The sequence below is a fragment of the Leptospira venezuelensis genome (genome assembly GCF_002150035.1).
GTDB classification, from domain to species: domain Bacteria; phylum Spirochaetota; class Leptospiria; order Leptospirales; family Leptospiraceae; genus Leptospira_B; species Leptospira_B venezuelensis.
Genome location: NZ_NETS01000011.1, coordinates 410,772 through 436,094 on the forward strand (window position 1 = coordinate 410,772; position 25,323 = coordinate 436,094).

The 25,323-nt window shown below is 39.9% G+C and carries 17 protein-coding genes; 4 read left to right on the top strand and 13 right to left on the bottom strand.

Annotation, left to right across the window (positions count from 1 at the left end; translation table 11 throughout):
* The first annotated feature begins 1 nt into the window (after position 1).
* Positions 2-301 (top strand): hypothetical protein, encoded by a 300-nt coding sequence (locus B1C82_RS18140; RefSeq protein ID WP_086448994.1) that lies wholly within the window; start codon positions 2-4, stop codon positions 299-301.
* A gap of 10 nt (positions 302-311) precedes the next feature.
* On the top strand, positions 312-1,289 hold the full coding sequence (locus tag B1C82_RS18145; RefSeq protein WP_086448995.1) for an alpha/beta fold hydrolase: 978 nt from the start codon (positions 312-314) through the stop codon (positions 1,287-1,289).
* On the opposite strand, the gene pgsW is transcribed toward B1C82_RS18145, so the two are convergent.
* The 7 genes from pgsW to B1C82_RS18180 form a co-directional block, all read right to left on the bottom strand.
* Positions 1,286-2,389 carry a poly-gamma-glutamate system protein gene (gene pgsW, locus B1C82_RS18150; RefSeq protein ID WP_234008388.1) on the bottom strand — a complete coding sequence of 368 codons (1,104 nt, stop codon included), beginning with the start codon at positions 2,387-2,389 and terminating at the stop codon, positions 1,286-1,288. The genes B1C82_RS18145 and pgsW overlap by 4 nt on opposite strands.
* A 5-nt stretch (positions 2,390-2,394) precedes the next feature.
* Positions 2,395-2,859 carry a poly-gamma-glutamate biosynthesis protein PgsC gene (gene pgsC, locus B1C82_RS18155; RefSeq protein ID WP_086448997.1) on the bottom strand — a complete coding sequence of 155 codons (465 nt, stop codon included), beginning with the start codon at positions 2,857-2,859 and terminating at the stop codon, positions 2,395-2,397.
* Position 2,860: 1 nt separating this feature from the next.
* Positions 2,861-4,051: a poly-gamma-glutamate synthase PgsB gene (gene pgsB, locus B1C82_RS18160; RefSeq protein ID WP_086448998.1), complete on the bottom strand. Its 1,191-nt coding sequence runs from the start codon at positions 4,049-4,051 to the stop codon at positions 2,861-2,863.
* 42 nt (positions 4,052-4,093) lie between these two features.
* Positions 4,094-5,701 (bottom strand): SpoIIE family protein phosphatase, encoded by a 1,608-nt coding sequence (locus B1C82_RS18165; RefSeq protein WP_086448999.1) that lies wholly within the window; start codon positions 5,699-5,701, stop codon positions 4,094-4,096.
* 35 nt (positions 5,702-5,736) lie between these two features.
* Positions 5,737-7,254: a PAS domain-containing sensor histidine kinase gene (locus B1C82_RS18170; protein WP_086449000.1), complete on the bottom strand. Its 1,518-nt coding sequence runs from the start codon at positions 7,252-7,254 to the stop codon at positions 5,737-5,739.
* Positions 7,255-7,450: 196 nt separating this feature from the next.
* Positions 7,451-7,849 (bottom strand): FKBP-type peptidyl-prolyl cis-trans isomerase, encoded by a 399-nt coding sequence (locus tag B1C82_RS18175; RefSeq protein ID WP_162494898.1) that lies wholly within the window; start codon positions 7,847-7,849, stop codon positions 7,451-7,453.
* The gene (locus B1C82_RS18180; protein ID WP_086449001.1) at positions 7,846-8,205 is read right to left on the bottom strand and encodes an RNA recognition motif domain-containing protein; all 360 of its coding nucleotides are present in this window, start codon (positions 8,203-8,205) and stop codon (positions 7,846-7,848) included. Before B1C82_RS18180 ends, B1C82_RS18175 begins: the two co-directional genes overlap by 4 nt.
* Before the next feature lie 235 nt (positions 8,206-8,440).
* Between B1C82_RS18180 and B1C82_RS18185 the strand changes: the two genes are divergently transcribed.
* Together B1C82_RS18185 and B1C82_RS18195 are read left to right on the top strand one after the other, a co-directional pair.
* Positions 8,441-10,756, top strand: coding sequence for an inorganic phosphate transporter (locus B1C82_RS18185; protein WP_086449002.1), 2,316 nt, complete (start codon positions 8,441-8,443; stop codon positions 10,754-10,756).
* A gap of 254 nt (positions 10,757-11,010) precedes the next feature.
* Complete coding sequence (locus tag B1C82_RS18195) at positions 11,011-11,454, top strand: hypothetical protein (protein WP_086449003.1); 444 nt, start codon at positions 11,011-11,013, stop codon at positions 11,452-11,454.
* A gap of 224 nt (positions 11,455-11,678) precedes the next feature.
* On the opposite strand, the gene B1C82_RS18200 is transcribed toward B1C82_RS18195, so the two are convergent.
* The 6 genes from B1C82_RS18200 to B1C82_RS18225 all read right to left on the bottom strand — a co-directional run bounded on the left by B1C82_RS18200 (position 11,679) and on the right by B1C82_RS18225 (position 25,193).
* Positions 11,679-13,667: a TRAP transporter large permease subunit gene (locus B1C82_RS18200; RefSeq protein WP_086449004.1), complete on the bottom strand. Its 1,989-nt coding sequence runs from the start codon at positions 13,665-13,667 to the stop codon at positions 11,679-11,681.
* Positions 13,668-13,751: 84 nt separating this feature from the next.
* Positions 13,752-14,759 (bottom strand): putative solute-binding protein, encoded by a 1,008-nt coding sequence (locus B1C82_RS18205; RefSeq protein WP_086449005.1) that lies wholly within the window; start codon positions 14,757-14,759, stop codon positions 13,752-13,754.
* Between the two features lie 54 nt (positions 14,760-14,813).
* Positions 14,814-15,812 carry a hypothetical protein gene (locus B1C82_RS18210; RefSeq protein ID WP_086449006.1) on the bottom strand — a complete coding sequence of 333 codons (999 nt, stop codon included), beginning with the start codon at positions 15,810-15,812 and terminating at the stop codon, positions 14,814-14,816.
* A 129-nt stretch (positions 15,813-15,941) separates the two neighbouring features.
* Positions 15,942-17,519 (bottom strand): BTAD domain-containing putative transcriptional regulator, encoded by a 1,578-nt coding sequence (locus B1C82_RS18215; RefSeq protein WP_086449007.1) that lies wholly within the window; start codon positions 17,517-17,519, stop codon positions 15,942-15,944.
* Positions 17,520-17,892: 373 nt separating this feature from the next.
* Complete coding sequence (locus tag B1C82_RS18220) at positions 17,893-21,606, bottom strand: Ig-like domain-containing domain (RefSeq protein WP_086449008.1); 3,714 nt, start codon at positions 21,604-21,606, stop codon at positions 17,893-17,895.
* A 5-nt stretch (positions 21,607-21,611) separates the two neighbouring features.
* Positions 21,612-25,193 (bottom strand): tryptophan 2,3-dioxygenase, encoded by a 3,582-nt coding sequence (locus tag B1C82_RS18225; protein WP_086449009.1) that lies wholly within the window; start codon positions 25,191-25,193, stop codon positions 21,612-21,614.
* Positions 25,194-25,323 lie beyond the last annotated feature (130 nt).

Sequence of the window (25,323 nt, forward strand, 5' to 3'; positions counted from 1 at the left end):
TATGGATCTGATCAAAGTGAATGAATCTGATCCAGAATCATTCCTCCGGAGATTAACAAAAGCAATCTCCGGAGGAGAATTAGGTGCTATTACAAAATTCGATCTAAAAGAAGACGATTTTTGTATCAAATTTTCAGGACTCGGTGAATCCAGGATTTGGTTTAAATTACAAAGAGAAGGAGAAGGATTCTCCGCAGTCAAAAAAAGGGAAAAGATTGCTTTACTACATTTAGCATTCAGATCAGAAATGGAAAAAAATTTGGAGAATATTCTGATCCGACTAGGGGCAGAAGTTTCCTAAATATTACAGAATGTTACAATTCGGTTCGGATTCCAAAATAGCAACTCTACCCTCCGGAATCCGAATCGCCTATCGGATCTTTCCAGGCAAATCCAAAGTCCCACTTTTCTGTGTTCATGGACTTACAGGAAATCTAAAAAACTTCGAGCCAATTGCAAAGGGTCTCTCTAAAAAAGGGATCACGGTAATAGTATATGATTTACGTGGAAGAGGAAATTCAGACAAACCAAAAGAAGAATATTCCGCAAGAGTTCATGCGCAAGATCTAAAAGAACTATCCTCTGCATTAGGATATTCTAAAATATCCGTCCTCTCCCATTCATTAGGCGCCTGGATCACTCTTAGATTTGCGGAGAAGTATCCTAACTTATTAGAAAGAGCGGTCCTTATTGACGGAGGAGGAGAACTTTCCATCAAGCGTAAAATTTCGAATCTACTCATGATCCAAGGTTCTTTAGCTCGTTTGGGCAGAAGAATCCCAAGTAAGGAAATGTATCTGCAAGAGGCCAAAAAATCTCCGCTTCTTTCATCTTGGAATACGAATATTCAAAATTTCTTATTATATGAATTAGAACCTATCGGAACACTTTCCCCTTCCTTAATGCCTGGTGACACTTTTTACGGACCGGTTCTATGTTCTATTCCCCCGTTTGTGATCGATTCAGAACTGAAGAATATGGGTGGAGCAATGAAGCCTGGCGGTATTGTAGCAAGGCTTTTCAAAGATCCTAAAGAATTTATCAAAACTGTCCAAGAAAATAAAGTAATGCCGTATTCCACATTACGTTGTCCTGTGCTTGTAATCCGCGCTTTAAAACCGAATTTCAAACCGGGAGACGAACTTTTACCTTCTTCAGCTATTGAAAAAATGAAAGAGAAGATCTTAAACCTGAAGATTTATGAATTAGCGGATAAGAACCATTATGAATCAGTATTATTGGAAGATACAAAAAGAGATCAGGAAATATTTAAATTTTTGCAATCTTAAAGAGATTCGTCTTTATCTTCTTCTATAAATGAGTCTCTTTTAAAAAAAATATAAAGCAAAACTAAAATACCTATTAAAACTGCTGTAGCTAAACTAAGATCATATTCAGCTCTTTTAAATACTTTTCCCTCTCCAATTTCTGGAAGTTTTTTAGGCTGAATGCTAAATCCGTTTTTTGCAGCAAGTTCTTCTACCCGAACCAAATGAATAATTGGAATTCCTTCATTTGCGAAACGCCTCATGACTGAATCTTTTCCGTTTTTCACAATCGGATGTTTAAGATTCAAACCAGCAATAAATTCCCCAGCATTCTTTTTAGTTCCTACAGAAACTGTTCCACCACCCACATTGATATAGGCTTTGTATTTAGAAATAGGAATCACGGCGGAATACAAATTCATTCTTTCTTCCAAACTTTCCGAATAGTTTTTGGAATTTAGTATTGGTAGTGAGTTTTTAGAGGCGGAATTTTGCAAGATCTTCGACCCTTCTTTGGAGATCCCGAGCGCTTGGTCCTCTATCCCTCCCCAACTATAAGCTTTAGACTTATAAGAAAATATTCCTCTGTCATATAGCAGCCTCTCCATATCAGGCCATAAAAATTCGGGATCATTCGCCCCCCATTGTGAAGAAGTCATACTTGAGATAATTACAAGTTTTAGTTCTAAAACTTGAGCGGCGGAATAGACCGCAATATTTAATGCAGGAAAGGAGCCCGATAAGGAAACTGCAACAGTATCTCCGTTTTGAACTCCAACCTGTATTAAATATTCTAAGACCAAAGCCCCAAAATTTGGATTGATAGAATTCTGTTTTGCTTTAAGAGAACCTAAATTGCTAGTAACGGGTGTAAAAAATTCACCAATCAATCCTGAATTAGCAGGATCAAAATTCAGATTTATCTTTTTGCTTTTGGATTTTTTATATTTTTTAATCTCTTCGAATGCTTTTGCAGAGAGTTTGGCCGCATCCATTTTTTCGGTATAATGATCTTGAATTTTATCAATCCGAAAATATTCCACTGAATACATTCCAAAAATAGAAAATACTGCCAAAACAAGATAATAGGAAGCTGATTTGTTAGAAGATTTCCAATACATTCCCTTCAAGGCAATAACTCCTTTCCAAGAAATAAGATCAGGATCAAGCGAACTATTACTGAAGCAGTGAGTAAAGATGCCAAGGTTTCCAACCAACCTTGTCTATCCATCCAAACTGCAATTAGACCAGGAATAATATGACCTACTGCTTTTACTTCTGCTTCTACATGAATAACCTCGTTGAAAAACTTCGGAAATATCCACTCGTTACCGATAGCATCCAATATAAATCCAAGAAGAAGTAAAATTGCTGTCCTTCTCTTTCCATATAATATTACAAATTTTGAAATGAATTTTCCTAAACCAAAAACGCAAAGACTTACGGATAAGGTAATAAGGATACTGATTGGACTTTGGAGCTGCAAAGCAAAGTAGCCTGGTACCACAAGCCCACCAGCGATTCCGAAAAATTCCGAAAAAAATAAACTAATTCCGAGTCCTAGTCCAATGGAAATACTTAATAAATCCATATTAACCTTTTAGAATTTCCTTCTGTTTTAAATTTTCTAAAAGTTCTAAACCTAAACCGCCTATATTTCCAAGTCCGACCACCATAGAATTGGAAGGTAAGAAATTTTCAAAAAATTCAAAGATACCTTTTGCATCTTTCTTCTTCAGATCTTCTAATATCGAATTCCCTAAACCTAATTTCATACAGGTTTTTTTGAACACTCCGGTTTCCTCTCCGACAATCAAAATTAGATCTGGCTTATCTTTTTCCCAGGAAAGGATTTCCTTTGCCATTTGTTCCGATCTTTCCGGTCTGTCTTTCCTACAATTTACAAGAGCTACTTTATAACCATATTCATAAGGCTGGGAAGTCGCATTTTCCCAAATACTTGCTGCAGACTTTGGATCATTTGCAGCGAATCCATTTGCAAATATGATCTTTTTTTTGCCAAAATTGTATTCAGAAAGGAAACTCGCTCCCAAATCGGGAGAATGAGACCACATACCTTTTATCGCAATCTCTGGCTTTACTCCCAGCGATTCACATACTTCTAATGCCAAGATCACATTTTCTGGATGTTCATAATATGCAAAACCTTGCATATAGTTTAGATCAGAATATTTTTCAAAACGAGCTGGAATAATCTCAGTATTCTTTCTTTTACAAACTTCTCGAAAGAAAGGGAGAAATTCTTTCTCTGAAGTAAATAATACTTTGGATTCCGGAATAGAACCGCTTAAGGCAAATGCTATATCCTTCTTTTCTGGTCCCATAATTTCCAAATGATCTTCTCTTACATTTGTGATGACCGCATGTGTGGCCTTGATCAATTTTTCTTCGGAGACTTTTTGATTGAATGGAACAAGGGCCATACATTCCAAAACAATTGCATTCGCACCTTGTTTGAATGCCTCTTGGATCGCAAACTTCTGCTCTAAAATATTTGGAGTTCCGTATCTGATTATATTTTTTTCAGACCCATCAGGCAAGATAAGCCTTGGAATAGTTCCTGTTGTTTTAGCAAATACCTGAAATCCGCCTTCCCTTAAACCGGATGCGATCAATCTTGTGACGGAACTTTTTCCTCGAGTTCCGTTTACATGGATACGCACTGGGATCTGATTCCTTCTTGAAATATGTAGAATATATTCCGAAAGTCCGAATCCTAATAAAATTAAAAGTAATGGAAACAGTATAAAAAATTCGGACACGTAAAGAATGTCCTTCTAATTAAGCAAATAGGTCAACTTAGATTAGGTCAGGTTCAAAGAAATCAGAGTGATATCATCCTGGGGATCTTTTTCTCCCAGATGAGCTTTCATTTCTTTTATGATTTGAGAATGTAGTTCAAGCCCACTCAGTCCAGATTCTTTGTAAATTTTTTCGATCCTTTCTTCACCGAATGGATTTTGTTCTGAATCGAATTCCTCAAAGATCCCATCCGTCAACATCAGTATGGAATCTCCTTCAGAATATTCATATTCTTCTTCCAGATATTCCATTTTTGAATTCAGACCTAAAAGAGATCCAGTTCTCTCTAAAGGTTTAATCCCGGCTTTGGATTTCCATAATAATGCAGGATGACCTCCAGATGCAAATCGGATCTTTTTTTCTATCGTATCTATATCTAAGATAAAACAGGAAAAATACATCTGAAGATTTTTGAAATTTCTGCAATAGTCCGTGTTAATCCCTTTAATCAGCTCTAAAGGAGAATCGGCTAAATATTTTAGCGGTTCATAAACTCCTTTAATTGTCATTGTAACAAGTGCTGCCTGAACTCCATGACCTGTTGCGTCCGCAAGGATGACTCTAAGAACTCCAGGACGAAATTCGAATATATCAAACCAATCCCCACCCACTTCCATTACTGGGACGTAATTTACGAAAGTTTGAACTCCAGGGATAGAATAGTCGATTGGTGGAAGTAAACTGTTTTGTACTCGTTTAGCAAGATTCAATTCTTCTTTCATCAAACGATAGAATCTGGAAAGCTCTTTGGACCGGGACTCTACTTCCGCTTCCAGATTTTGTAGGAGGTCCAACCTCTCTCTGTCTACATTCTTTAGCTCTTCTACAGTTCCCCTTAACTTCTTTTGGATAGAGATCCTATCCGTGATATCTCTGAGTATAAGAGTATACCCCTTTCCGGAGGAGGTATTAACCTTGGAAACGGATGCTTCTAAAATAGGTTCAGTTCCATTCTTACGCCTGGCCCTAAAAGGACCGAAGATCCCTCTTTCAGGATTTTCTCCTATCTGAAACAATACATTGGAAATATATTTTCTGCGCCTTGAGGGAAGTAAAAACTCCAAGGATTTTCCAGTAACTTCCCAAGAAGAGTACCCAAACAACTTCTCTGCTGCCGGATTTAGCATTACTATTTCCATGGATTCATTCACAGAAAGAATACAATCCAGAGAAGTTCTTACAAGTTCAGAAAGTCTTTCTTCTGATTCTTTAAGTTTCACTTCTCCTTCTTTTCTAACAGTTACATCGCGAAGATACACTGCAATATCTTCAACAGAAGGAAAGATACGAACTTCGTACCAGATATTTTCCTTTGGATCTAAGATTTCCAAGTCTTTCGGAAGTCCGCTATGCATGGACTCTATCATTGCAGGAAATAAGCTAGTATAATTAAATTGGGGGAGTATCTCGGGCAATCTTTTGCCCACTAAGTTTTCCCGGATAATATCCAGAAGTTTTTCGGCCTCGAAGTTGGCGTATAAGATCCGAAGTTCCCTGTCCAGAGATAGAAATGCATCCGTGATTCTTTCTAAGATCCGAATGACATCTTTTCTAGAAGCGGACTGGAATGGTGCACGAGTTCCGGAAGTTTTTTCCTCTGCTTCTGACATAGGAGATCAAAAGTATCTCCTTGCCTAAAGCAAGGTCAAGAAATCTTTTCCGAAGCGGGGATCATGATATGAAATGTGGCAAACTCGTCTTCAGAGCTTTCTACCTCAATCTCCCCACCCAATTCCCTGATAATCTCATAGCTTACTGAAAGTCCAAGCCCTGTTCCGACCGTGGTTGGTTTTGTAGTGAAGAATGGATCAAAAATGCGATTTAAATTCTCCTCTCCTATCCCGAGTCCCCAGTCCTTAACTGTGATCCGGACAAATCGAGTAGATCCTCTATGAATGACTGATTGAGAAACCCGTATCTTCTTTAGATCTGTTTCGAAAGGATATTTTTCGTTCAACGAATCTCTTGCATTAGTGATCAAGTTTAGAAAAACCTGTTTTAGTTTTTGGGGCTCTCCGATCACAAGAGGGATCTCAGAGTCTGCATCCACCAAACCATCCAAACCTTCTATCTTGATCCCGTCTCGGATAAGGAAAGGAAGCAAAAGTTGGAAAGAAGAATATAAAATTTCCCCGGTAGAAACATGGGCTTTAATCCCTTCTTCTTTATGAGCAAAACCTAATAAACTTCTTACAATTCCCGAAATTCTTTCACTTTCTCTGATAATAACTTCCATGTTTTTAGAAAGTGATTCGTTCTCTTCTACTTGAGTACGAACTAGTTCCGCGTAATTTAAAATACCTGTAAGAGGATTATTGATCTCATGAGCCACACCCGCAGCTAAGGTTCCTAAAGCTTCCAATTTTTGGCGATGCCTTTGGGATTCCATCCTTCTCAAACGATCCGAATCAGATTCTTTTTGTTGAGTAGTATCAGAGATCGCAAGTAATATCGCGCTGATCTCTCCTTGTTTTGTCACAGGAGAAATTCTAATATAATAATGGCTTCTCTTTCCAGTAAAACTACTCCATTCTTCGAATGCTTCCGGCTTTCCAGTATTCAAAACTCTAGCGATAACTGACTGTAGTTTTAGTGCATCAGATGTTTTTAATACTTCGAAAAAGTTTTTACCTTGGATCTCATCTGCTGGAACACCAGTGAATGTTTTATTGATGAATAATACGTTTCCGTTCAAGTCCATGATAACTACGAAATCCATTCCTTCCATTAGAAAGGAACGCCAGCGATAATCGGAATCTTCTAACGAATAGTCTTTTAGTAGACCTTCCTCGTCCAACTCTTGTATTTGAACAAGCACTCTAGCTTCTTCCGTTGGAATCCTGTTTGCTCTTACATAAACTTTTTTGTATCCGCTCGTAGAAAGAAGTCTTGTTCTTGCAGAGAATACTTTCGGGACTTCTGGCCCAAATTTCTCTAGGAATGCATCTGTTAGGCTTTCCGTATCATCCGGATGAGCGAACTGAGTCCATTTCATTCTTCCTTCTATCTCCGATTTCTTCCTTCCGGAGATATCTTCGAATTTCTGGTTTACTAAAGCAATGGTCCCGTCTGCTTCTACTAAAAAAGCAGCCAATGGTTGGTGTTCGAATAGAGTACGGTATTGGGAAGAAGATGCAGTAGTTAATGTGTTTTCTTTATTCAAAACTTTCTTCCTCCCGATTTCTCTTTATAGTAAATGGGAAGAGTAGCCTTGTTTAAATATTACAAATTTTGAAAAAAAAGAAGAAGTCTTATGAGAGTGGATGAAGGATTGGCACGAATTGATGTGAAATCGTGATATTTTGCTACTGTTGCTTCCGTTCCATTAGGATAGAAGCAACAGAATTAACACAGAAATGTCAGTAAACTTTGAGCAATTCTACTTCAAAGATCAGGGTGGAATTTGGAGGGATAGTCCCCGCCCCGGAACTTCCGTAACCCATTTCAGGCGGGATAGTCAATTTACGGACCCCACCTTCTTTCATACCTTGGACTCCTTTGTCCCAACCACGAATCACTTGCCCAGCGCCTAAATCAAAACGGAACGGAGTCCCTCTATCTTTGGAGCTATCGAATTTTTTGCCGTTGGTAAGCCAGCCTGTATAATGAACGGTTACGTTAGACCCATTGAAGGCTTCTTTTCCAGTTCCTTTTTTGATGTCCTTAATCACCAGACCATTTTGAGCAAATACACCCAGGCTCAAAACGAATGCTGAGATTAAAATTGCGGTTAATATATAGATTCTTTTTAGATTCATTTTCCTCTACCTCCAGTACGTCTTACGGAACTTCCGAAACCTCCCGTTGTCTGGCTTCCATGCACCTTATTGTGACTTGGCCCGCCTTTCACGGTTTGTTTTTTATCGAATTCTTTTTTCCATTCGTCGGCGTCTACCACCGTTAAAACTTTTCCGGAAACCTCGTACTTGTTTAAAGCTTCCAGGGCTTTTTTTGCCGCCTCATCTTCCAGTTCCAAAGAACCGTACCCCAGAGAACGTCCCGTGAGTTTGTCCTTTTTAATGGAAATATGTTCGGCCTTTCCATATTTGGAGAATAATTTTTCCAAATCTTCTTCCTTCCATTCTTGAGGAAGATTGCCCACTGAAATCTTCATACCGCCTCCTTTTTTATTTCGCGACGATTGATAAGCCGGTCTATTCGCTTTCTAAGAAAACCGGTTAGATCACCCATTCTTTCAGGTCGGGGAGAAATCGAAAGCCCATTTCATAATCTAGTTTTTGAAAAAGAAACCAACGGAAATTTGAGTTGAGGCTCCTACTTTGCCTTAAATACTACCCAAATCACCCTCTCAGGGTGCTCTTCTCGTAATAATTCCAGGAAATAAGAATATGGATATTTTCTTAATCATAGTAGCAGTCATGGCTGTGCTCGGGGTAATGGACTTACTCGTCGGGGTTTCCAATGACGCAGTGAACTTTACGAATTCGGCAGTCGGCTCTAGAGCGGCTTCCAGAAAAGTTATACTGATTGTTTCTGCATTCGGTATCTTACTCGGAGCATTAAGCTCGAGTGGAATGATGGAAGTTGCTAGAAAAGGGATATTTCATCCCGAATTTTTCAGCCTGGCTGAGTTGATGTTCCTATTTTTAGCGGTGATGGTTTCAGATATCATCCTTCTCGACTTATACAATACTTTAGGACTTCCAACTTCTACCACTGTCTCCTTGGTTTTTGAATTACTGGGTGCCTCCTTGGTCATGGCGATCCTCAAAGCTGAAACATTAAATGAAGCATTTAAGATCATAAACTCAGAGTCCGCTTTAAAAATCATTTTTGGGATCGCACTCTCTGTAATACTCGCGTTCTTTGCGGGACTGATCTTAATGTTTTTCTTTAGATTGATCTTCAGTTTCCGTTTGGAAAAAACAATGAAATGGTTCGGAGGCCTTTTTTCAGGACTGGCAGTGACAGTTGTGATCTTCTTCATCCTACTTACTGCGATGAAAGGATCCACGTTCTTGAGTAAAGATACCCTCGCATGGATCCAAACCAATTTTAAGACCATTCTGGTTTTAAGTTTTATAGGATTTTCTATCCTGTTCCAGATTCTGATCTTATCCAAAATTAATGTTTTAAAGATCGTAGTGTTATTTGGAACAGCTGCACTTGCAATGGCATTCGCAAGTAATGACTTAGTGAACTTTATTGGAGTTCCAATCGCAAGTTTACAAACTCATGAACTGATCAAGGCTGCAAACTGGGATGCAAATACTATGGCATCCGGCTTAGGAAAGGAGGTCCTAACAGACAATAGACTTCTGATCGGTGCAGCGCTTATCATGATCGTTGCATTATTCAAATCCAAGAAGGCAGAAACAGTAACCAGAACAGAAGTAAGTTTAGGTTCTCAGGGCGAAACCGTAGAAGCTTATCAATCCAGTTTGGTTGCAAGAGTTTTCGTTCAGATTGCAGTTGGGATCTATTATCCGATCAAAAGATTTTTACCTTCAGTAATTCGCAATTGGGTCTCTTCTAGATTCAAACAAAGCGGAACCTTGGAATTAATTCGTTTGCATGAAAGCGATGCTTTTGACTTATTAAGAGCTTCTGTAAATATTCTCATCGCTTCTGCGTTGATTCTCATTGGAACTATCGAAAAACTTCCACTCTCTACAACATTCGTGACCTTCATGGTGGCAATGGGAACTTCTCTCGCAGATGGAGCTTGGCAGAAAGAAAATGCAGTTAATCGTGTAAGTGGAGTTTTAACAGTTGTAGGCGGATGGTTTATGACTGCGGTCTTTGCTTCCTTTACAGGTGGATTTGTTGCTGCTCTATTTTATTACTTCGGCTTTGCAGCGGTTGTAGTAGTTTTAATATTCACATTCTTCTTGGTACTTGCTTTCAATCGTATCCATAAGAAAAGAAAGGCAGAATATGATGATAATCTGGAAAAACTTCTTATACTTTCAAAACATCCAGAAAAAGCACTTTCTAAATCGCTTTCTTCCCTATTAGGAAATTTATTATTAGCGAAGAAGGCAATGAATACACTTTCTTCCGGTTATATTGGAGGGAAGAAGAAGGACTTTAAACAAGCTTCTAAGATCCTAAAAAACTTAAAGAAAAATTACGAATCTTCCATCTCCGGTTTTTTAAGTCTGGTCGATAGACATTTCGACGAGTCTGATTTCCAATCCATTCATCCATTCACAAATGCACTCGGCTATATAGATCGTATTGCAGAAAATCTTACAAATATCCATAGGAACACTTCTGAAAAGATAGATCGTTTCCAAACTGGACTCACCAAAGACGAAAGAGAAGATCTAAAAGAGCTTCGTAAACTCGCAGAAGATCTTTTCGAACTTTTGGCTCAATCCGACAAGGTCCCAGGCTTGGTAGAAAAGGCAAGATCCGGTAAAAAAGCAAAAGAACTTTCTGATATCAAAGTCCGTATTTACAAAAACCAGATGAAACGTATCCGCAAAGGAGATAGCAAATTAAAATCAAGCGTTGCCTACTTCTTAGTCGTAGAAGAACTTGTGGATATTAACGAAAACTTATTTGCTCTGGCAGAAGAACTGGTCTGGGTTTTACCTTGGACAGAAACTAAGAAGAAACAATTTGCAAAAGGAAACTATGGTCCTTCTAAAATAGAATTCCCAAAAACTAAAGATAAGAAGAAAAAAAAGAAGAAGTAAGGTTGCACAAGCGCTTTATTCCCACGCAGAGGTTTACCTAATCGCTTACGGTATTAGCTTTGGTCAGGGTTATAATATCCACGGCCACGGTCTTGGTGGGATTAACCCGATTGGTGGACAACTCTTCGGGGTCGCCGCTCGTGTGAACTGTGCTTGGATTGCTACGACTGGGTGAGAAACTTTCTTTCGAAACATGTTTGACGTTATGCATTTAGAATAGTTTATTTTGGAAACCGCTTGGGCTTCGATTTATTATGAAATTAAAAAAGTTTTTCGCCACAGAACTTCGTTGGATTTTCTTCCTTTTTATAACCCCCTTAATTATTTGGGGGGTATGTTCATTAGTTATATCTACATTCAATTTAGATGCTCATTCCTGTAAAGAAGGAGAGAGATTGACTTGGGAGCGAACCAATCTTCGATATTACTGTGAAAGAAATTTCCTAACACTTGAGGAAGAAGACGATAAACTTTTATCCAAATATGAAGTTGATCCAGGAAAAATCCGAACGCATAAGGAAGGAGACGCTTGGGATCGGGCTGAATTTAACGGGAAAAATTGGCGCAGAGAAGCTGACTCCCCAATAATACGAGAAGCGACTACCTTTCACGGAATCTTTTTCATTATTACCTTAATTTTGTATCCTATTTCTGCTCTAATCAGGGCCTTTGTTTGGGCTTTCAAGTTCAAAGAGTAGTTTTATAATTGTTCATAATAGTTACGATTTTAACGCTCATTCCAACCATGAGTAACGCTCACAGACAGTGGGACCTCCTACACTCAGTAACCATCTATAAAAAATCCTATGTAGGAGCTCCTACATAGGATTACTAAAAAACTCTGCGACTTCGCGACTCTGCGTGAGAAAAGAAAGCCCCCTGCGAACTCAGTGGTCTCTGTGCGAAACCACTCTATACTTTTCTATCCTGCGTATTTGGAATACAAGATCGGCCCGAAAGCAGTCACAAGCAAGGTGAGAGTCAAAACTATAATCGGAATCACGATATGTTCATGTCTTGCAAAGAAACTTTTTCCTTCTAAACTCTTATCCTCTACTAAAAGATCTCTCACAACGTGTTTGGTTAACAGATGGTTAAGAGCAACTGGAGGAGTCAAATAACCTAACTCGAAGGAAACAAGCGCAGTCATCCAGAAATTCAAAGGATGGATCCCATTTGCCTTAGCGATCGGATATAAGGTTACCGAAACTAAGATCACAGCGCCGTATGGATCCATAAGCATTCCGATGATCACAAGTGCAAATGTCAAAATAAACATCGCAGACATTGGAGATCCTAACTGAGTTGGGAATAGATTAATCACTTCCGATCTTTCGAAAACCCCACCCATACATGCAGATAATCCCATAAGAAGAAGAAGTGCCCCTAAATGTGAGCCAGCATCATAAGAAGTTCTGGAAAGTTCCACTTCTTCGGTATGCGTTTCTCCCTTCTCCAATTTTTCCTTTTTGGAAATTCGATAATCTATGAATAGAAGAGCAAGCATCGCGATTGGCAGAATATACGGTGCAGTTCTTTCATCGAAATGGGTTCCAAGTGCAAGAACAATCGTAAGAACGATAGCGATAGAGATCACCAAATAGACTGAGAAAGATTTGAATGCTAATAAAGATTTTTTGAATGCATCTTGTTCAGGCCTGATCTTCCAGGATTCGGTTCTACTAAACCAGCTAACGATCAAGAATAGAGTGGAAGAAAGTGCAAATACTCTCCAACCCCAGTGGAATAATTCGTCGGTAGTCACTTCTAAGTTTAAGGAAGCAACGATCACCACGAGTAAACATGGCGGCAAAACCACTCCTAAACTTCCAGACATTGCAGTAGCAGCAAGTGCTCTCTCTTGGCTTGCACCTGCTCTTCTCAATTCCTTGAAGATGGTTGCGCCCAATGCAAGAACTACGATCCCGGAGGCGCCACTATACGCGGTAGGAAGTGCTGCCACAACAACGATGATCACTGCCATTAGTTCGGAAGGGAATTTCCATGGGTTCAGAAGATCGAAGAACCTTCTTCCTAATGAAGTATCTCTTAGAAGAATTCCTGTCCAAACGTACAGACCGATCTGGATATAAAGCTGAGCATGTGCGGTCAATTTTTGTAAATAGATCGCAAGTCCGGCTGGGTGTTTCTCCAAAATGAAGAAGTATAATCCGCAGACAAGTGACATCCAAGCATATAAAGGAACGCATAATAATGCGTTGGAAAGTTTTGTATTCTGCTTCCCTTCTCCTTTTTTAAAAAGAGGATTTTTTAAATTATAAAAATTTAAACCGGCTAAAAGTATTAACCCTAAAACCCAAAGAACTTGGATTTGAGCTTCTACACCTTTCTGAAGAGGATACATGAACGCTGCGGAAACCATGATGATCGTATTGGCGATAATCTGGCTCCATTCTGTGATCTTTTCCTCTTTAGAATTTTCAGGGTTCCTAAGAGCGATATGATATCTTCTGGTAGTGGAAACGGTTCCTGCGACAATCAATAAGAATACCATTGTCATCGGAATATAATCGATCGCAGAGATAGTGAGCCAAGAAAGCCTGCGCTCAAATCCACAATACAATTTCTGCCCAGTAGTTAGAGAGCCCGCAAGCCTCTCTAACTCTAATTGAGTTTCAGTAGGTCCTGTAGGAGCCGTTGAACTCTTCCCACCGGAAGTATCTCCAAGACCAATATCATCCAATGCATCCATATCTGCTTGGCTGACTTCAGCTTTTGTATCGGCTTCCGCATTCGGATCAGCGACACAAACATTTCGGATCATTGCATAGTTAGGCCATATGCTGCCACCTAAACCTAGTAACCTAGCTTGTACTAGCTGGCTTCCACTTTGAACAAGGGGTACAAATAAAAAGAATAATACCGCCCAGGAAACGATTTTTCTCCACATAGAATATCCTCTGGAATCTGCGATTGATTGATATAAGAATAGCGGGAAAGATTTTTCCCGCCTTTTTTATGTTAGTTTTGGAAATTATTCCAGGTTATCCGCGCACTCAGTTGCTTCTTTATCAGCACTGCAACGGACCCTTTTCATTAATTTCAGAATGGTAGGATGATATACTTTTTTGTCTCTCAACCTGATCCTTACTTCTCTGAATTTTTCGAAATAATTCTTTTGAAGATCTTTTGGAACTTCGATCCAATACTTAGCCGGAATTTCCTGCTCTGCCTTTTTAGTCAAAGAAAGCATTGCATCAAATTGAGTAGCAGCCCATGCTCTGGAAGTATTCCCAAAACCTTCTGCAAAATCCTTATGACGAGCCACGATTTGGAAGGTCAATTGTCCGATGGGAAAACGAACGATTCCACCATTCGGAGAAATTCCTTTCATTAGTTCCAAAGGTTTTATCCCGATTGCTGGAGAGTAACAAGCATCTGCTCTTCCGTTATTGAAGATACCAGCAAATGTAGCGATCTCTGCAGGAACCATAGAAGCTCCTACGATATCCACCATAGTAGTTGCGGCTTGATCGTAAGTCAAAGTTGCGATTTTTCTACCAGCCAAGTCCTTGATATCTTTCAGGTTCTTGTCTCTTAGTAAAAGATAAACTGCTCCACCAGGGAACATAGCCATGGTCTCGTAGTCGCCGTCTGTATTTAGTTCTCTTACTTTAGGATTTGATAATGCTTCGATTGTTTTACGGAGAAGGTCATAACTTGGCAATGCACCGATCGCTTCGATGGATCCTGATTCATGCACATAACTTCTTACTCTAAGAGAAGTTAAGAATGCCATATTACATTTTCCAGCTTTGAAGTCGGAGTTTGCTACCACTTCGTCTGTGTAAGCTTTTAGGTCCAGACGGATTCCCCATGTTAAAGCTTGTGCTTGGTATCTTTGTGCCGCTTTAAACACGTCTCCGTGTGCGCCGGAAGGATCGAATACACACATGGATCGATCCACCGTCTCCGCTGCTCCCACACCTACGGACATCCAAGTCCCAAGAATGATTACCGATAGAATGAGAAACTTCTTCATATAGTTTTTTCTCCTTAAGGTCCCTTTTTTTTCGTTTTCCACCCAAGAACCCGCTCAAAGATCTTTTAACAGATCGTCTTCTTCTTTATTGTTTTTCTTTTTTCCCGGGAACGAGGAGAAGTTAATTGGTCCCCTATGTCCGGTTTCTTTCATCCAAATTTTATCGGATTCATGACGTGATAAATTTTCTGCAAATGCCTCTAAGAAACGATATTCTTTCTTAGCAGGGATTTGGCTTAGAACTTTAGAATGTTCTAATATAAGTTTTTTGATCTTCTCCACATCGCCTTTACCGGCAGCTGCTTGGATCTGGAATGCGCGAGCTAAACGAACACCTTCTTTGTCGCCAATCTTAACTGCTTCTTCCATTTGTTTAATAGGATCTTTGCCCTCAGGAGTTGCCCCTGGAACAGAAAGCCATACAACGGCCTCCAATGCTAAAGGAGTTCCCCACCATTTTTTAGGGTCCAAACATCTAGAAGCACCAGCTACTACACTCGGTACATCACGAGTGATCCCTGCATATCCTTGGGAAGCGAAATCGTGAAGGATCGCCAATAACCCAGAAGAAAGTCCTACTAAATAATATAACTCTTCGTCTTCGCTGATAGAAGGACATTTTCCATTCCATTCTCCAAAGTATTGAAGGAATCTAGTGTGGGCATCCCCGTATCTTTTTGCAGCAACCCCATGGTAACGGATCTGTCTAGCCTGGTGATCCAGTGCTTCTTCTCCCTTGCCCTTACGAACAGCTGCGATATATAAAAGTTCAGCTTCTTGTGCTTGTTTTTCTGCACACATCCCTGCTCCCATTTGAGCTACCATAGTAGCCAGCTCCACAGAAGCACCGGTTCTTTCAAAAGAAGCCACTAAAGGTCCAAGCGCAGTTCCTCCGGTGCAGATTGCATCCAAATCGTCGGAAGAAAGGTAATATGGGACCAAATGGTCTTGGGCATAAGAGTTTAAAGTTTTACCGGTAACTCTATATACGATGGAACAGTTTGCCAGGGTAATTGTAACAATCGTTACAAAAAAAAGGATTCGTTTATTCATTTTATTTCGGGGGTTATTTTTTACTTTGAATATGGGGGATTCTGGAAGAACGTACAGAAGGGATTTACTTCGTCCAATATTTTTTTTCTAATGAGCGTTTTATTTTATAGTGCAGTGTTCCTAAAACAATTAACTCACTGGAGAAGTAACTCGTATCTTTTCAACGAGTGAAACAGTCTCTTGGTCAGGTTCAACGCCTAATTCTTTTTTCAGGATCTTCTTCATATCTTCGAATTTACGTAGTGCTTCATTCTTACGATCCAAAGATTGTAAAGATTCGAAGTGGAATCTCCAGGCTCTTTCGTCCAAATCATCCAAACGGATCCAGCTTTCTGAATCGGAAAGTAGAGAATTTGCATCCCCTGCTTTCTGAGAATATTCACATAAAATTCTATAAATTTCGATCAGGTTCTTGCGTAGATATTCACGTTTTAGCTCTGATTCAGGGAAATACAGATCAAATTCGAAAAAGTCGCCAGTATATAACTCTTGTGCTTCTCTATACGATTGAAACGCTTCTTCTTCTTTTTTGTTTCTAAGTAACTTACCTGCAGTCTCAAATCTTTTTTCAAATTCCACAAAGTCTGCTTCTACTAAATCAGGATGGAAGAAGAGCCTATCCTCTGCGAATACAACCGCTTCCGGATTTCCTAATATTTTGCGAAGACGGAAAAGTAGTGCATGTAAACTATTTAGAGCATTTTTCTCTGACATTCCAGGCCAAAGATTTTCCAATAATTCTTCTTTGTGAACGCCCTTCCCGAAACGGACTAACAGTAGTTTAATGAGTTTAAGTAGTTTTTTCTTACTGGAATATTCAGCTGCCGGAATTTTCTTCCCATCCAAATCCAATTCCAATGGCCCAAGTGCTCTTACACTCAGTTTCTTAGGATTTCGGCCCTTCTCTTTATTATTTTTGGAATCAGAACCTTCTCCACTTGTGTCCTTTACTTGAGATCCAAAAGAAGTCGCCTCTGACTTGGTAAGCCATTTGGAAACCGACTCCTTGAATTCCATTCTGACTTCCCTTTCAGACTTATTTACCGTTAGGAAGCTATCCACACAGAACATTAGGATCAAAAAACTAAAATGAGAAGTATAAGGAATGCCCAGTATATCGCTTGCGACCAAAATATCTGCAATCAAACTCGCAAAGAATAATACCAATCCATAAAATAGGAAATGGTTCCTGAATCTGTTCTTTCTGAACTGATTCATTACCTTCATCACGGTCCATACAATCATCAAAATCCCGGAAAGGAAGATAAACTGCATGATAGTAGGTTGATCTGTTTCATAGATCACTATGCCTAAAGAAGGGAAATGTTTCGGATGAGCAACGCTCATTGTATAAGCGTTTGGATCCTGCAATAGTATCCCTACAAGGATCAGGTTCATGAATACGTAAAGAAGTATAAAATCCCTGCTAAAAAGTTTTTTATAATTATTTACGAATAATACGATAAACGTAGCGAATATCGCAGCCGTCGCATTCTCCATTCTTTCCCAGATCAAAGCTTTTTCAGGATTATCTACATTGATGGTTTGGATAAAACAGAATAGATAAGCACCGTACGCTACTTGCAATAATGCGAAGTAAAGTAGGTATGCTTGTTTCCGATTTCTAAAATATAAAACTAAATTATGAATCGTACGGTAGACTAATACAGTCACCACCAAGTAACATGAAAGCTGGTAATACGTCATATCCACTTTTCGTTTCCTATCTTATCCGGATTCCTGCAACCCATTTATGAAAACGGAACAAAAATTGTGACTAAATGCTCACTATTTTTAAATGCAAGTATTTGAATGAGTTTCCTTTTCATTTTTATAAAAATATATAGCACGTTCTAACGATCGTTATGAAATAATGAATACTGTTCGATAGAAAATCGAACGAAAACTTTTGCGAAACTGTAGCAAAAGAAAATCAAAATTACACAATCCTAATTGAGTGAAGACTCACTCATAAGTTTTTTCTAATTTAGTAATCCAAGAAACACCTTAAAAAAAAACCGAAAGGGTTTTTCCCTTTCGGTTATTTCGACATCTAGTTTTTCGAAATAGCTAGGAGTGTTTAAGGGCAGACAATCAGAGATGCAGGATCTGTTACAGCTTGTCCTACAAATCTCATTCCTCCTAACAGATACGGATCCGCAACTTGAGGAGAATTCAAGGTGAAGAATTGTACTTTATCACTCTTCGCACTGATCGCACAGGACGCCGTTCCTGCAGGGTTGATCAATTTAGGGAAAGTGATATCCGGAGGCATAGGGATCTCTTTCATAATACTGTTTACCATTGGAATTACCAAAGTAGTTACTAACGGAGAGATTACTGATTTAATACCGTCAGGATCCAAACCGAATGGATTGTAAGTTTGTCCTTCTAAAACTTCTACCGCATAATCCAAGTTATTAATTGGATCCAAGATCACCTGAAGCGCGTTTAGGTTCGTAAGCGCAGGGTTATTGGTCGGGTTAGAGAACATTTTAAAACGGAAGTCTGCATCCGCAGCAAAACTGATCCTAACCGTTCCCAAAGTCTGTTGGTAGCCGTTTGCTCTTGTATCTGCTTGGCAATCTGTAAGTTCTTCATCCACGAGGCCTGTGCAAGAAGTCGGCTTCTTCGCAATGATCTGTAATTGCATTTCTGTGAAATACAATCTCATCTTAGGCACACCTGCAGAAGTCATAGGTTTAAACTTCACGTTAGGCGCATGAATTGGAGACATCACCATATCGATATCATCGTAAGATTTTACAGGAGGTGCAATCGCGTTAGAGCCATTTAAACCTTGTAGTTTGTTTCTTCCTGGCACAAGGATTGTAACCAGAGGAGAAGCTTTTAAGAAAGAAGTGGTCAGCGCGAACAGTGGATCTGCACCAGCAAAAGCGTTCATTCCATCGATGAATGCTTTATTCAGAACAATATCCAATCCCCTTCTCTGCCATAAATGGAATGCAGCCTGAGAGATTGTATCAGTATGCATAGAGATCAAGAATCCGGGATTAGCAGCTGATTGGCTGAACTGATAAGTAGAAGGAGGTGGATTCGCAGCAGTCCAAGTCCTTGTGGTAACCATTCCCGTTTTTCCGGATTGGGTTCTAAGTCCACCCGCAGGATTATAACCGCTTGTGAATGCGAAGTCCAGAGAGGTCACAAGTCCTTTATTGGTTCCATCATGTTTGATCGCAGCATCCGTATTCAATTTAAACTTCACAGTTAATGGGAAGTTTCCAAGCGGAGCAGGAAGATAACTTGGTAAAGTGATAGTCACCCCTGTATCTCTTAAGTCAGCAATTACAGAGTTAAGAACGTTAGGAGCAATCCTTTGCACGATATCTCTAAGCATATACTGTGTGATGATCTGTTTCACTTGATCCACAGTCAAGTTCGCCATATTACTTAGCTCTGCTCTACCTACGAGAGCTTCGATGATGGTGTTGAAACCTTCACTACCATGAATATAAGTCATTGGCTCCGTATACATGAAGTCAGAAGTATCTTCTCCAGGATATAAACCTGATAAAGTCATATGCAATGGGTTTGCCCATGGACGAATGAAGAAGTTATTCGAATTCGAGAGTATCTGCGCAATGCTTGGATTATCAGGGAAGTAATCGTCATTTACTGTGAAAGGAGTCTTAACGGTCATATTGATTAAACCATCAGAAGTCACAGTCATATTATTACGAGTGCGAGCTAAAGCCAAACGAGGTTTGGATAATTGCACGTTATTCCAATCATAACCGGAAGGATTTAAGACACCTTCCACTGCAGGATCCCAGTTCAACTTAGCAGTTGTTCTGAATACGAGTAGTGCTCCTGGTCCGTTAAATGCTCCATACCAGTCTTCGAAACGGGACACTACAAGTAGATCCACTTCCGTATATCTGGACTTTAGATCCAAACCTAATCCCGGAGCAACCGCTCCCGAACCAGGGTTTACTTTTAAGTCTGCAACAACGTTTCCTAATTGGGTTCCGACTCCTGCTGCACAACCATGAGTTGCGTTATTGGATCCGCATTTAACGAACTTAGGAAGTCTCATGTCCGTAACGTATACGTCCAAAGTAATCGCTGCACTTCCATCCGCAATTCCACCGGAAGCTACATTTAAGATCGCGCTATATTTAGAGAATGGTCCCGGAGCGATTTTTTCAATATGATAAGAATCGAAGAAACATGCAGGGAATGCACAATCTAACAAATCTTCTCCCGCTGAACCAATATCCCCTTCTGGTCTACCGAATGGAGAGAATACTGTAGAAGTATAACCACCGTTCTTATAGGATTTTACGTCTGTAGGATAATGACAAAGACTCCAAGCTGCCTCACCCCAATGGAATAAGTTCTTACAAGCCTGAGGATAATTCGCGTTATTCTGGTTTTGACCACAATTATTGTTATTATAAGTAGTCCACCATTGGTCTCTATCTATACCATTTCTTTTCTTAGGATGATATGGAGGTCCGTTATCCGTAACACAATCAGGGTGTCTCACCCAACAATATCCTCTTCCTGCTCCGCCTGATTTTGCTCCGAATACGGGAATATAATCGAAATCTTTAAATGCAGCTTCGTTCGCGTTACCGGACATTTTACCATCTTGTCTCATACAAGCTTCGCCGATGGTCCATGCTCCATTCTCGTAGAATTTTTTCTTAGGAAAATCTGGCATTCCCAATAAGAATTCTTGGAAGGTACGAGGAGTTCCGGTTGCATCCTTTACTTTGAAAGCACCAGTAGTATATTTCTGGATCGCTTTTCCTAAGAATGGAAGCATTTGAGCTTCATCCATTACACCGTTTGCTACGTAAGGAAGAACACCGTTTGCATTCTCCAATCTACCGTAGTTAAAGCTGAAATATTTACGAAAAGTTTTTCCGTTCGTTGTAGCAATCTCGTAATAGTAGGTATTCCCACCAACTGTTGGAGGAACTTGAGAAGTGCTTAAGTTTAGAGAAATAGTAGCACTCATAGAACAAGGAGGAGTGGTACAAATATCTTGAGAAGCGCTAGCTCCTATCTTCTTCAAAAGAACCGATTGGATATAATTCTCTCCCACTACAGGATTCGAGTAGTTAGAAGCCAAGGTCAAAGCTGCGGACTGATCGAATGTCATATCATTCGTTCCGTTTAGAGTGTATTGACTACCTTGGGTAATTTTATTCGTTAGACTATAATCTAACCCGGTTCTGAATGTGATCGTATAATTTTCCAGAGCAACTCCACCTATAGTCGCTGCATCCGGAGTAATAGTAATCGTATATGATTCAGCTGGCTTTAATTCTCTGTAAGGATTGAAACGAAGTTTCTGACCACTCATCCAGTAAAATTCTCCACCTGGAGTCGGGCCTGAAAGATTTCCAGTAGTTCCAGAAATAGTAAAGTTTGCTTCTACAGTGGTCTTATTCATCGGGTGAGAAAAGCGGATTTCCAACTCTTTGTATCTATCCACGTTCTCAGTGGAATTGATGAATAAGGTTGCCTGAGGATTAGTAGAACCGAAATCTACAGGAAGAACTGCCGTATCGTTATCCACGCTGTTATACGGAGGTTGAAGATTCGGATTCGCGCCAAATATTCTTCCTCCTGAAAAGAATCCCAGGTCGAATACATCCGACATTGCAAATCCTTTCATTTTTTCAGGGCTACATCCTAAGATTCCTGCCCATAAAAGTGAAACGATCGCGAGTTTGATTCCCTTATCGACATTAGAAACTTTTATATTTTTCAGATTCATTTCCAGCCCTCGACTTATTTTTCCCAAAAAAATTCTCTTCATTATTCTCACCGGGTGAATACCGTAACAAACCTATCCCAATAGGTGTCTGAGTTTTCATCTTCGTTAAATCTGTCGTAGAATACGAATCCGTCCGGGAATTGTTTTTTTCCTGTAGAAGTAAGATCCGCAAAAATATCCATCAACACTCCCGCCGTATAGATCAGTGAGCTTTGATCTTTTCTTTCTGTTTGTATCATATCCGACACCAAAAGTCTTTTAGCGTCTTTGAATATGGATTTAAGTGAATACGGACTTCTCATATCCGCTTCTAAATAAGAGTAGAATTCTCCGGATTTAACTATACCCATCAACACTCCCACGGTACTTCTTCCGTAAGGAGAGGAGACTTGAGCAAGATCCGCAGTATCTACACTTAATAAATTCGTAATTAAATAATCCTGGGTGCTGGACTGGTCACGAGTAAGTCCTCCCAGAAGATCCACTACCGCAGTCAACTGAGCAGTCGTAGGAATATTATCTATGATCATATCCATGGAAAATTCCAAGGTGGGAAGAAGGCTATAAACAGATTCAGGATCGAAATAATCCCTTAGACGAACTGCCCAAATCCCTAATCTATCCCATTCAGGATCGTAAATATTTGCAACACGAGAGTCGGGAAATGCAGCGAGCATATCTCTAACTTCTCCCAAATATGCCTCCAAGTTAAATTGAACTGCTGTTGGACTTTCGTTATTGAGTTTTATCTCTCCGATCAGATCCGCAATGGATTGGAATGTTAAAAGTGCTCCACTTGCTCTTTCAGGTTTTCCCATCTCAGCAAGCATTTGTACGAATGTGGATAGAAGATCCGTTCTGGACATCAGATTTAATAGTCCGTCTTGGTATCTCCTTTCATTTTCAGCTAAGATAGAAAGTGGAGAACGTACTGGTTTGCTGGAAACTGGATCTAAATACCTGAAAAAATATTCCGATTCAGTTGCAGAGTTACTCCTTACGCTAGAATCAGAGTTTACGATCTTAACTACATCAATAGTTCTTCCACCACTATTAGGTTCAGGATCTGTAATCCTTGCAAGAAGTGGCCTTGTCAAAGCAGCACTGAGTCCAGTTAGTATCTGGAATGGATTTTTATTCAAGCTTGGATTTGCTTGGTCATCCAAGGTCCACGCAAGAGAAAGTATTAAAGGAAGAAGTCTATTTCTTTGTCCCCAAGCTTCTTCAACGGATTTCCCGTAAGACACATTCGCGCCAGAAGGAAGGACTTTATCCGGTGTTAAGAAAGAAAGTCTTTCCATCACGGCAAAGTTAGCTGCAATTACTTGAGGAATTACTCCGTAAGAATTTTCAGGATCAGGGTAGAAGATACTGTATACGGAAGCATCTCCTAAGCTGTTAAATGTTAACGAACTAGCACCGCTTGTTCCGTAATCCCAAGCTTCCAGATAGAACATACTATCGCCGGGAATATCAGAGTAATTTTCCTGTAGGATCGGAACTCCAGGTTGCCTGAAATTCGGTTGGGTGGAACTCGCACATCCCGGTTTTAAGAAAGTATTTTTGATTTTCCAGATCGCATTGATACGATCAGAGCATGTAGATCCATCTTGTAGAACAGGTCTTGCGTTCATTAGACCAGTCATACCGTTAGCAATCAGAGTTACATAAGCCGCCATTTTGTAAGGAACCCCAGCGCCCAAAGAAGCGCGAAGTGGGATAACAGCGACCATACGTTTTTCATGAAGAAGCCATTGGAAGTTCTTATAGAGAGCTTCCTCATCTGTATTTACAGCTCTTTCGGTAGTATTGTCTTTCGGAATTTCCCAAACAGGAATACTCCAACCTTTTGCTCCGGACGCATTTGCTCCGGCTGCAACTGGAGCAAAAGAGTTATTCGCAACAACCGCGTTTGTTTCTCTTCCTCCAGGACCTACCCATTTACAAATAGTACCACCGCTGCATGAGCCGCTTGCAGTGTTCGAAACTTTAATTCTGTATTCTGATGTATTCCAAGACTCTTTGTAGATTAGGTCTACTCCAGTTGAATCTCTATATATTTTCCCGTCGAGAGTGAGGACATTTCCACTGGAATCGACACGATTCTTATTATAATAAGGCCCGCCGCCGGAGACCAGAACTGTGCGGATCAATTTCATGATGAACGGAATTGTTTTAGTATAAACAGGATCGTTTGCTGCAGGGATAATAGCCGGATCTGGAGCTTCCAGCAAAGTTAAAGTTGGAGTGTTGATCCCGATAGAAAGCGCAGTCGGAGTGTTAGCATCTCCATTCTTAAAGACTGCAGCATCAGCGGAACTTTGGTTCATGAAAGCCTTAATACCGATATTACCGGTCATCGCAGATTTCATAGAATAGATACTGTCTCCTACAGTGAGAATACCACCAGTCATAGGACCGCCGTTTCCCGAACCGTTAGGCTCAAGTCTCATCATAGAAGTATCAGCAGGATTTTCCCAACGGAATCCGTAAGTATCGGATAAGGTCAGGATGAACATCAAGGATTCTAACGCAGTAATCGGGCTACTTGTTATATTCGCAGGATCGGCTCTATCCAAACCAGAAGCATCCATACGGATCAACTCTCTAAGAGAATTATCTACTCCGGTTATACCTGAAGAGAAATCGAATTTAGCAAAATTTTTAGCCATTTCCAATGAAAGAATAACGTTCGGATCAGAAGTGTAATTGCCTCCTCTTCCAAGCATTGGTCGCAGATAACGGAAAGATTCACTGAGTACAGTAGCAAACTCGGATGGATAAGTAGCGTCTCTATAATCAGCAAAAGCAGGATCAGAATAAACCGAACCACCTGCAGTATAAAATTTTTCTAAATTAACAACCAGGTTTTTTAGAACAGTCTCAGAAGACTTAGCGTCGCTAAATCCAGCTCTTTGGCGGAAAGATTTTCCTAAGGCACCAATCATTTGGATCAGCTTCTCTTTCATCACTCTGTCAGAGATAAGAGAAGGATCTACCATTCCCTGTAAGAGTCCGGCGATAGCCTGCTTAGCATTCGTATTCCGATTGATCGCCTTGTCTAATACGTCTTCCAATTCCACAAAAAGGATCCGAATTTCAGGATCTTTCAATACTGCGGAGACCTCTTTAAACTTTGTCTCCATAGTTTCTTTGGAATAATTTGTGTACATGTACTTCAAAGCAGTTTGGCTCAATGGTGCCAAATTACGAAGTACAGGTTTACGATAAGTACGTAAAGCTTCCAACCAGGGTTGGAGAACATCGAATGCGTTATTTGGAGCTTTCTCAATACGATCCAAAAGGGAGTGAACTCTGAGAAGTGACTGACGCACATGAGCTTCCGGTTTTAGAAGAAGATCTCCCGAAACTCTTAAGAATCCCACGATATCCTCTCTGTAAGGAATAGTCATGGAAGACTCTAATTTAAGATTAAAATGAATAGGTTCTAAACTTTGGAAACCTGATTTGATGGAAGGATAATCATCAAACAAATTGAAAAGGCGAATTCCTTTATAATCGATATTATCGTAAAAAGTATCCGCGCTTGTTTTCTCACCACCTGCCTGACAGCCCATCCCCAGAGCCAAACAAAGTGAGAAAAGAATGTGTGCTTTCTTTATATTCATATCTATTAGCTTATCCTAACAGTTTCTTTCCAAGTGTGGACAGCATAGCGATCGCTACATAAAGCAGGCTTATATCAGGCTTATATTTCCGGCGCATTTGAAAAAAAATAAGCGAGACTCTATAAAAAGT

Excerpts from the sequence above, each read along its gene's own strand:
- pgsC (WP_086448997.1), bottom strand. The coding sequence starts at position 2,859 with ATGGATTTATTAAGTATTTCCATTGGACTAGGACTCGGAATTAGTTTA.
- B1C82_RS18185 (WP_086449002.1), top strand. The coding sequence starts at position 8,441 with ATGGATATTTTCTTAATCATAGTAGCAGTCATGGCTGTGCTCGGGGTA.
- pgsW (WP_234008388.1), bottom strand. The coding sequence starts at position 2,389 with ATGTATTGGAAATCTTCTAACAAATCAGCTTCCTATTATCTTGTTTTG.
- B1C82_RS18140 (WP_086448994.1), top strand. The coding sequence starts at position 2 with ATGGATCTGATCAAAGTGAATGAATCTGATCCAGAATCATTCCTCCGG.
- B1C82_RS18195 (WP_086449003.1), top strand. The coding sequence starts at position 11,011 with ATGAAATTAAAAAAGTTTTTCGCCACAGAACTTCGTTGGATTTTCTTC.
- B1C82_RS18180 (WP_086449001.1), bottom strand. The coding sequence starts at position 8,205 with ATGAAGATTTCAGTGGGCAATCTTCCTCAAGAATGGAAGGAAGAAGAT.
- B1C82_RS18165 (WP_086448999.1), bottom strand. The coding sequence starts at position 5,701 with ATGTCAGAAGCAGAGGAAAAAACTTCCGGAACTCGTGCACCATTCCAG.
- B1C82_RS18215 (WP_086449007.1), bottom strand. The coding sequence starts at position 17,519 with ATGACGTATTACCAGCTTTCATGTTACTTGGTGGTGACTGTATTAGTC.
- B1C82_RS18200 (WP_086449004.1), bottom strand. The coding sequence starts at position 13,667 with ATGTGGAGAAAAATCGTTTCCTGGGCGGTATTATTCTTTTTATTTGTA.
- B1C82_RS18225 (WP_086449009.1), bottom strand. The coding sequence starts at position 25,193 with ATGAATATAAAGAAAGCACACATTCTTTTCTCACTTTGTTTGGCTCTG.
- B1C82_RS18145 (WP_086448995.1), top strand. The coding sequence starts at position 312 with ATGTTACAATTCGGTTCGGATTCCAAAATAGCAACTCTACCCTCCGGA.
- B1C82_RS18205 (WP_086449005.1), bottom strand. The coding sequence starts at position 14,759 with ATGAAGAAGTTTCTCATTCTATCGGTAATCATTCTTGGGACTTGGATG.
- B1C82_RS18210 (WP_086449006.1), bottom strand. The coding sequence starts at position 15,812 with ATGAATAAACGAATCCTTTTTTTTGTAACGATTGTTACAATTACCCTG.
- B1C82_RS18175 (WP_162494898.1), bottom strand. The coding sequence starts at position 7,849 with ATGAATCTAAAAAGAATCTATATATTAACCGCAATTTTAATCTCAGCA.
- B1C82_RS18220 (WP_086449008.1), bottom strand. The coding sequence starts at position 21,606 with ATGAAGAGAATTTTTTTGGGAAAAATAAGTCGAGGGCTGGAAATGAAT.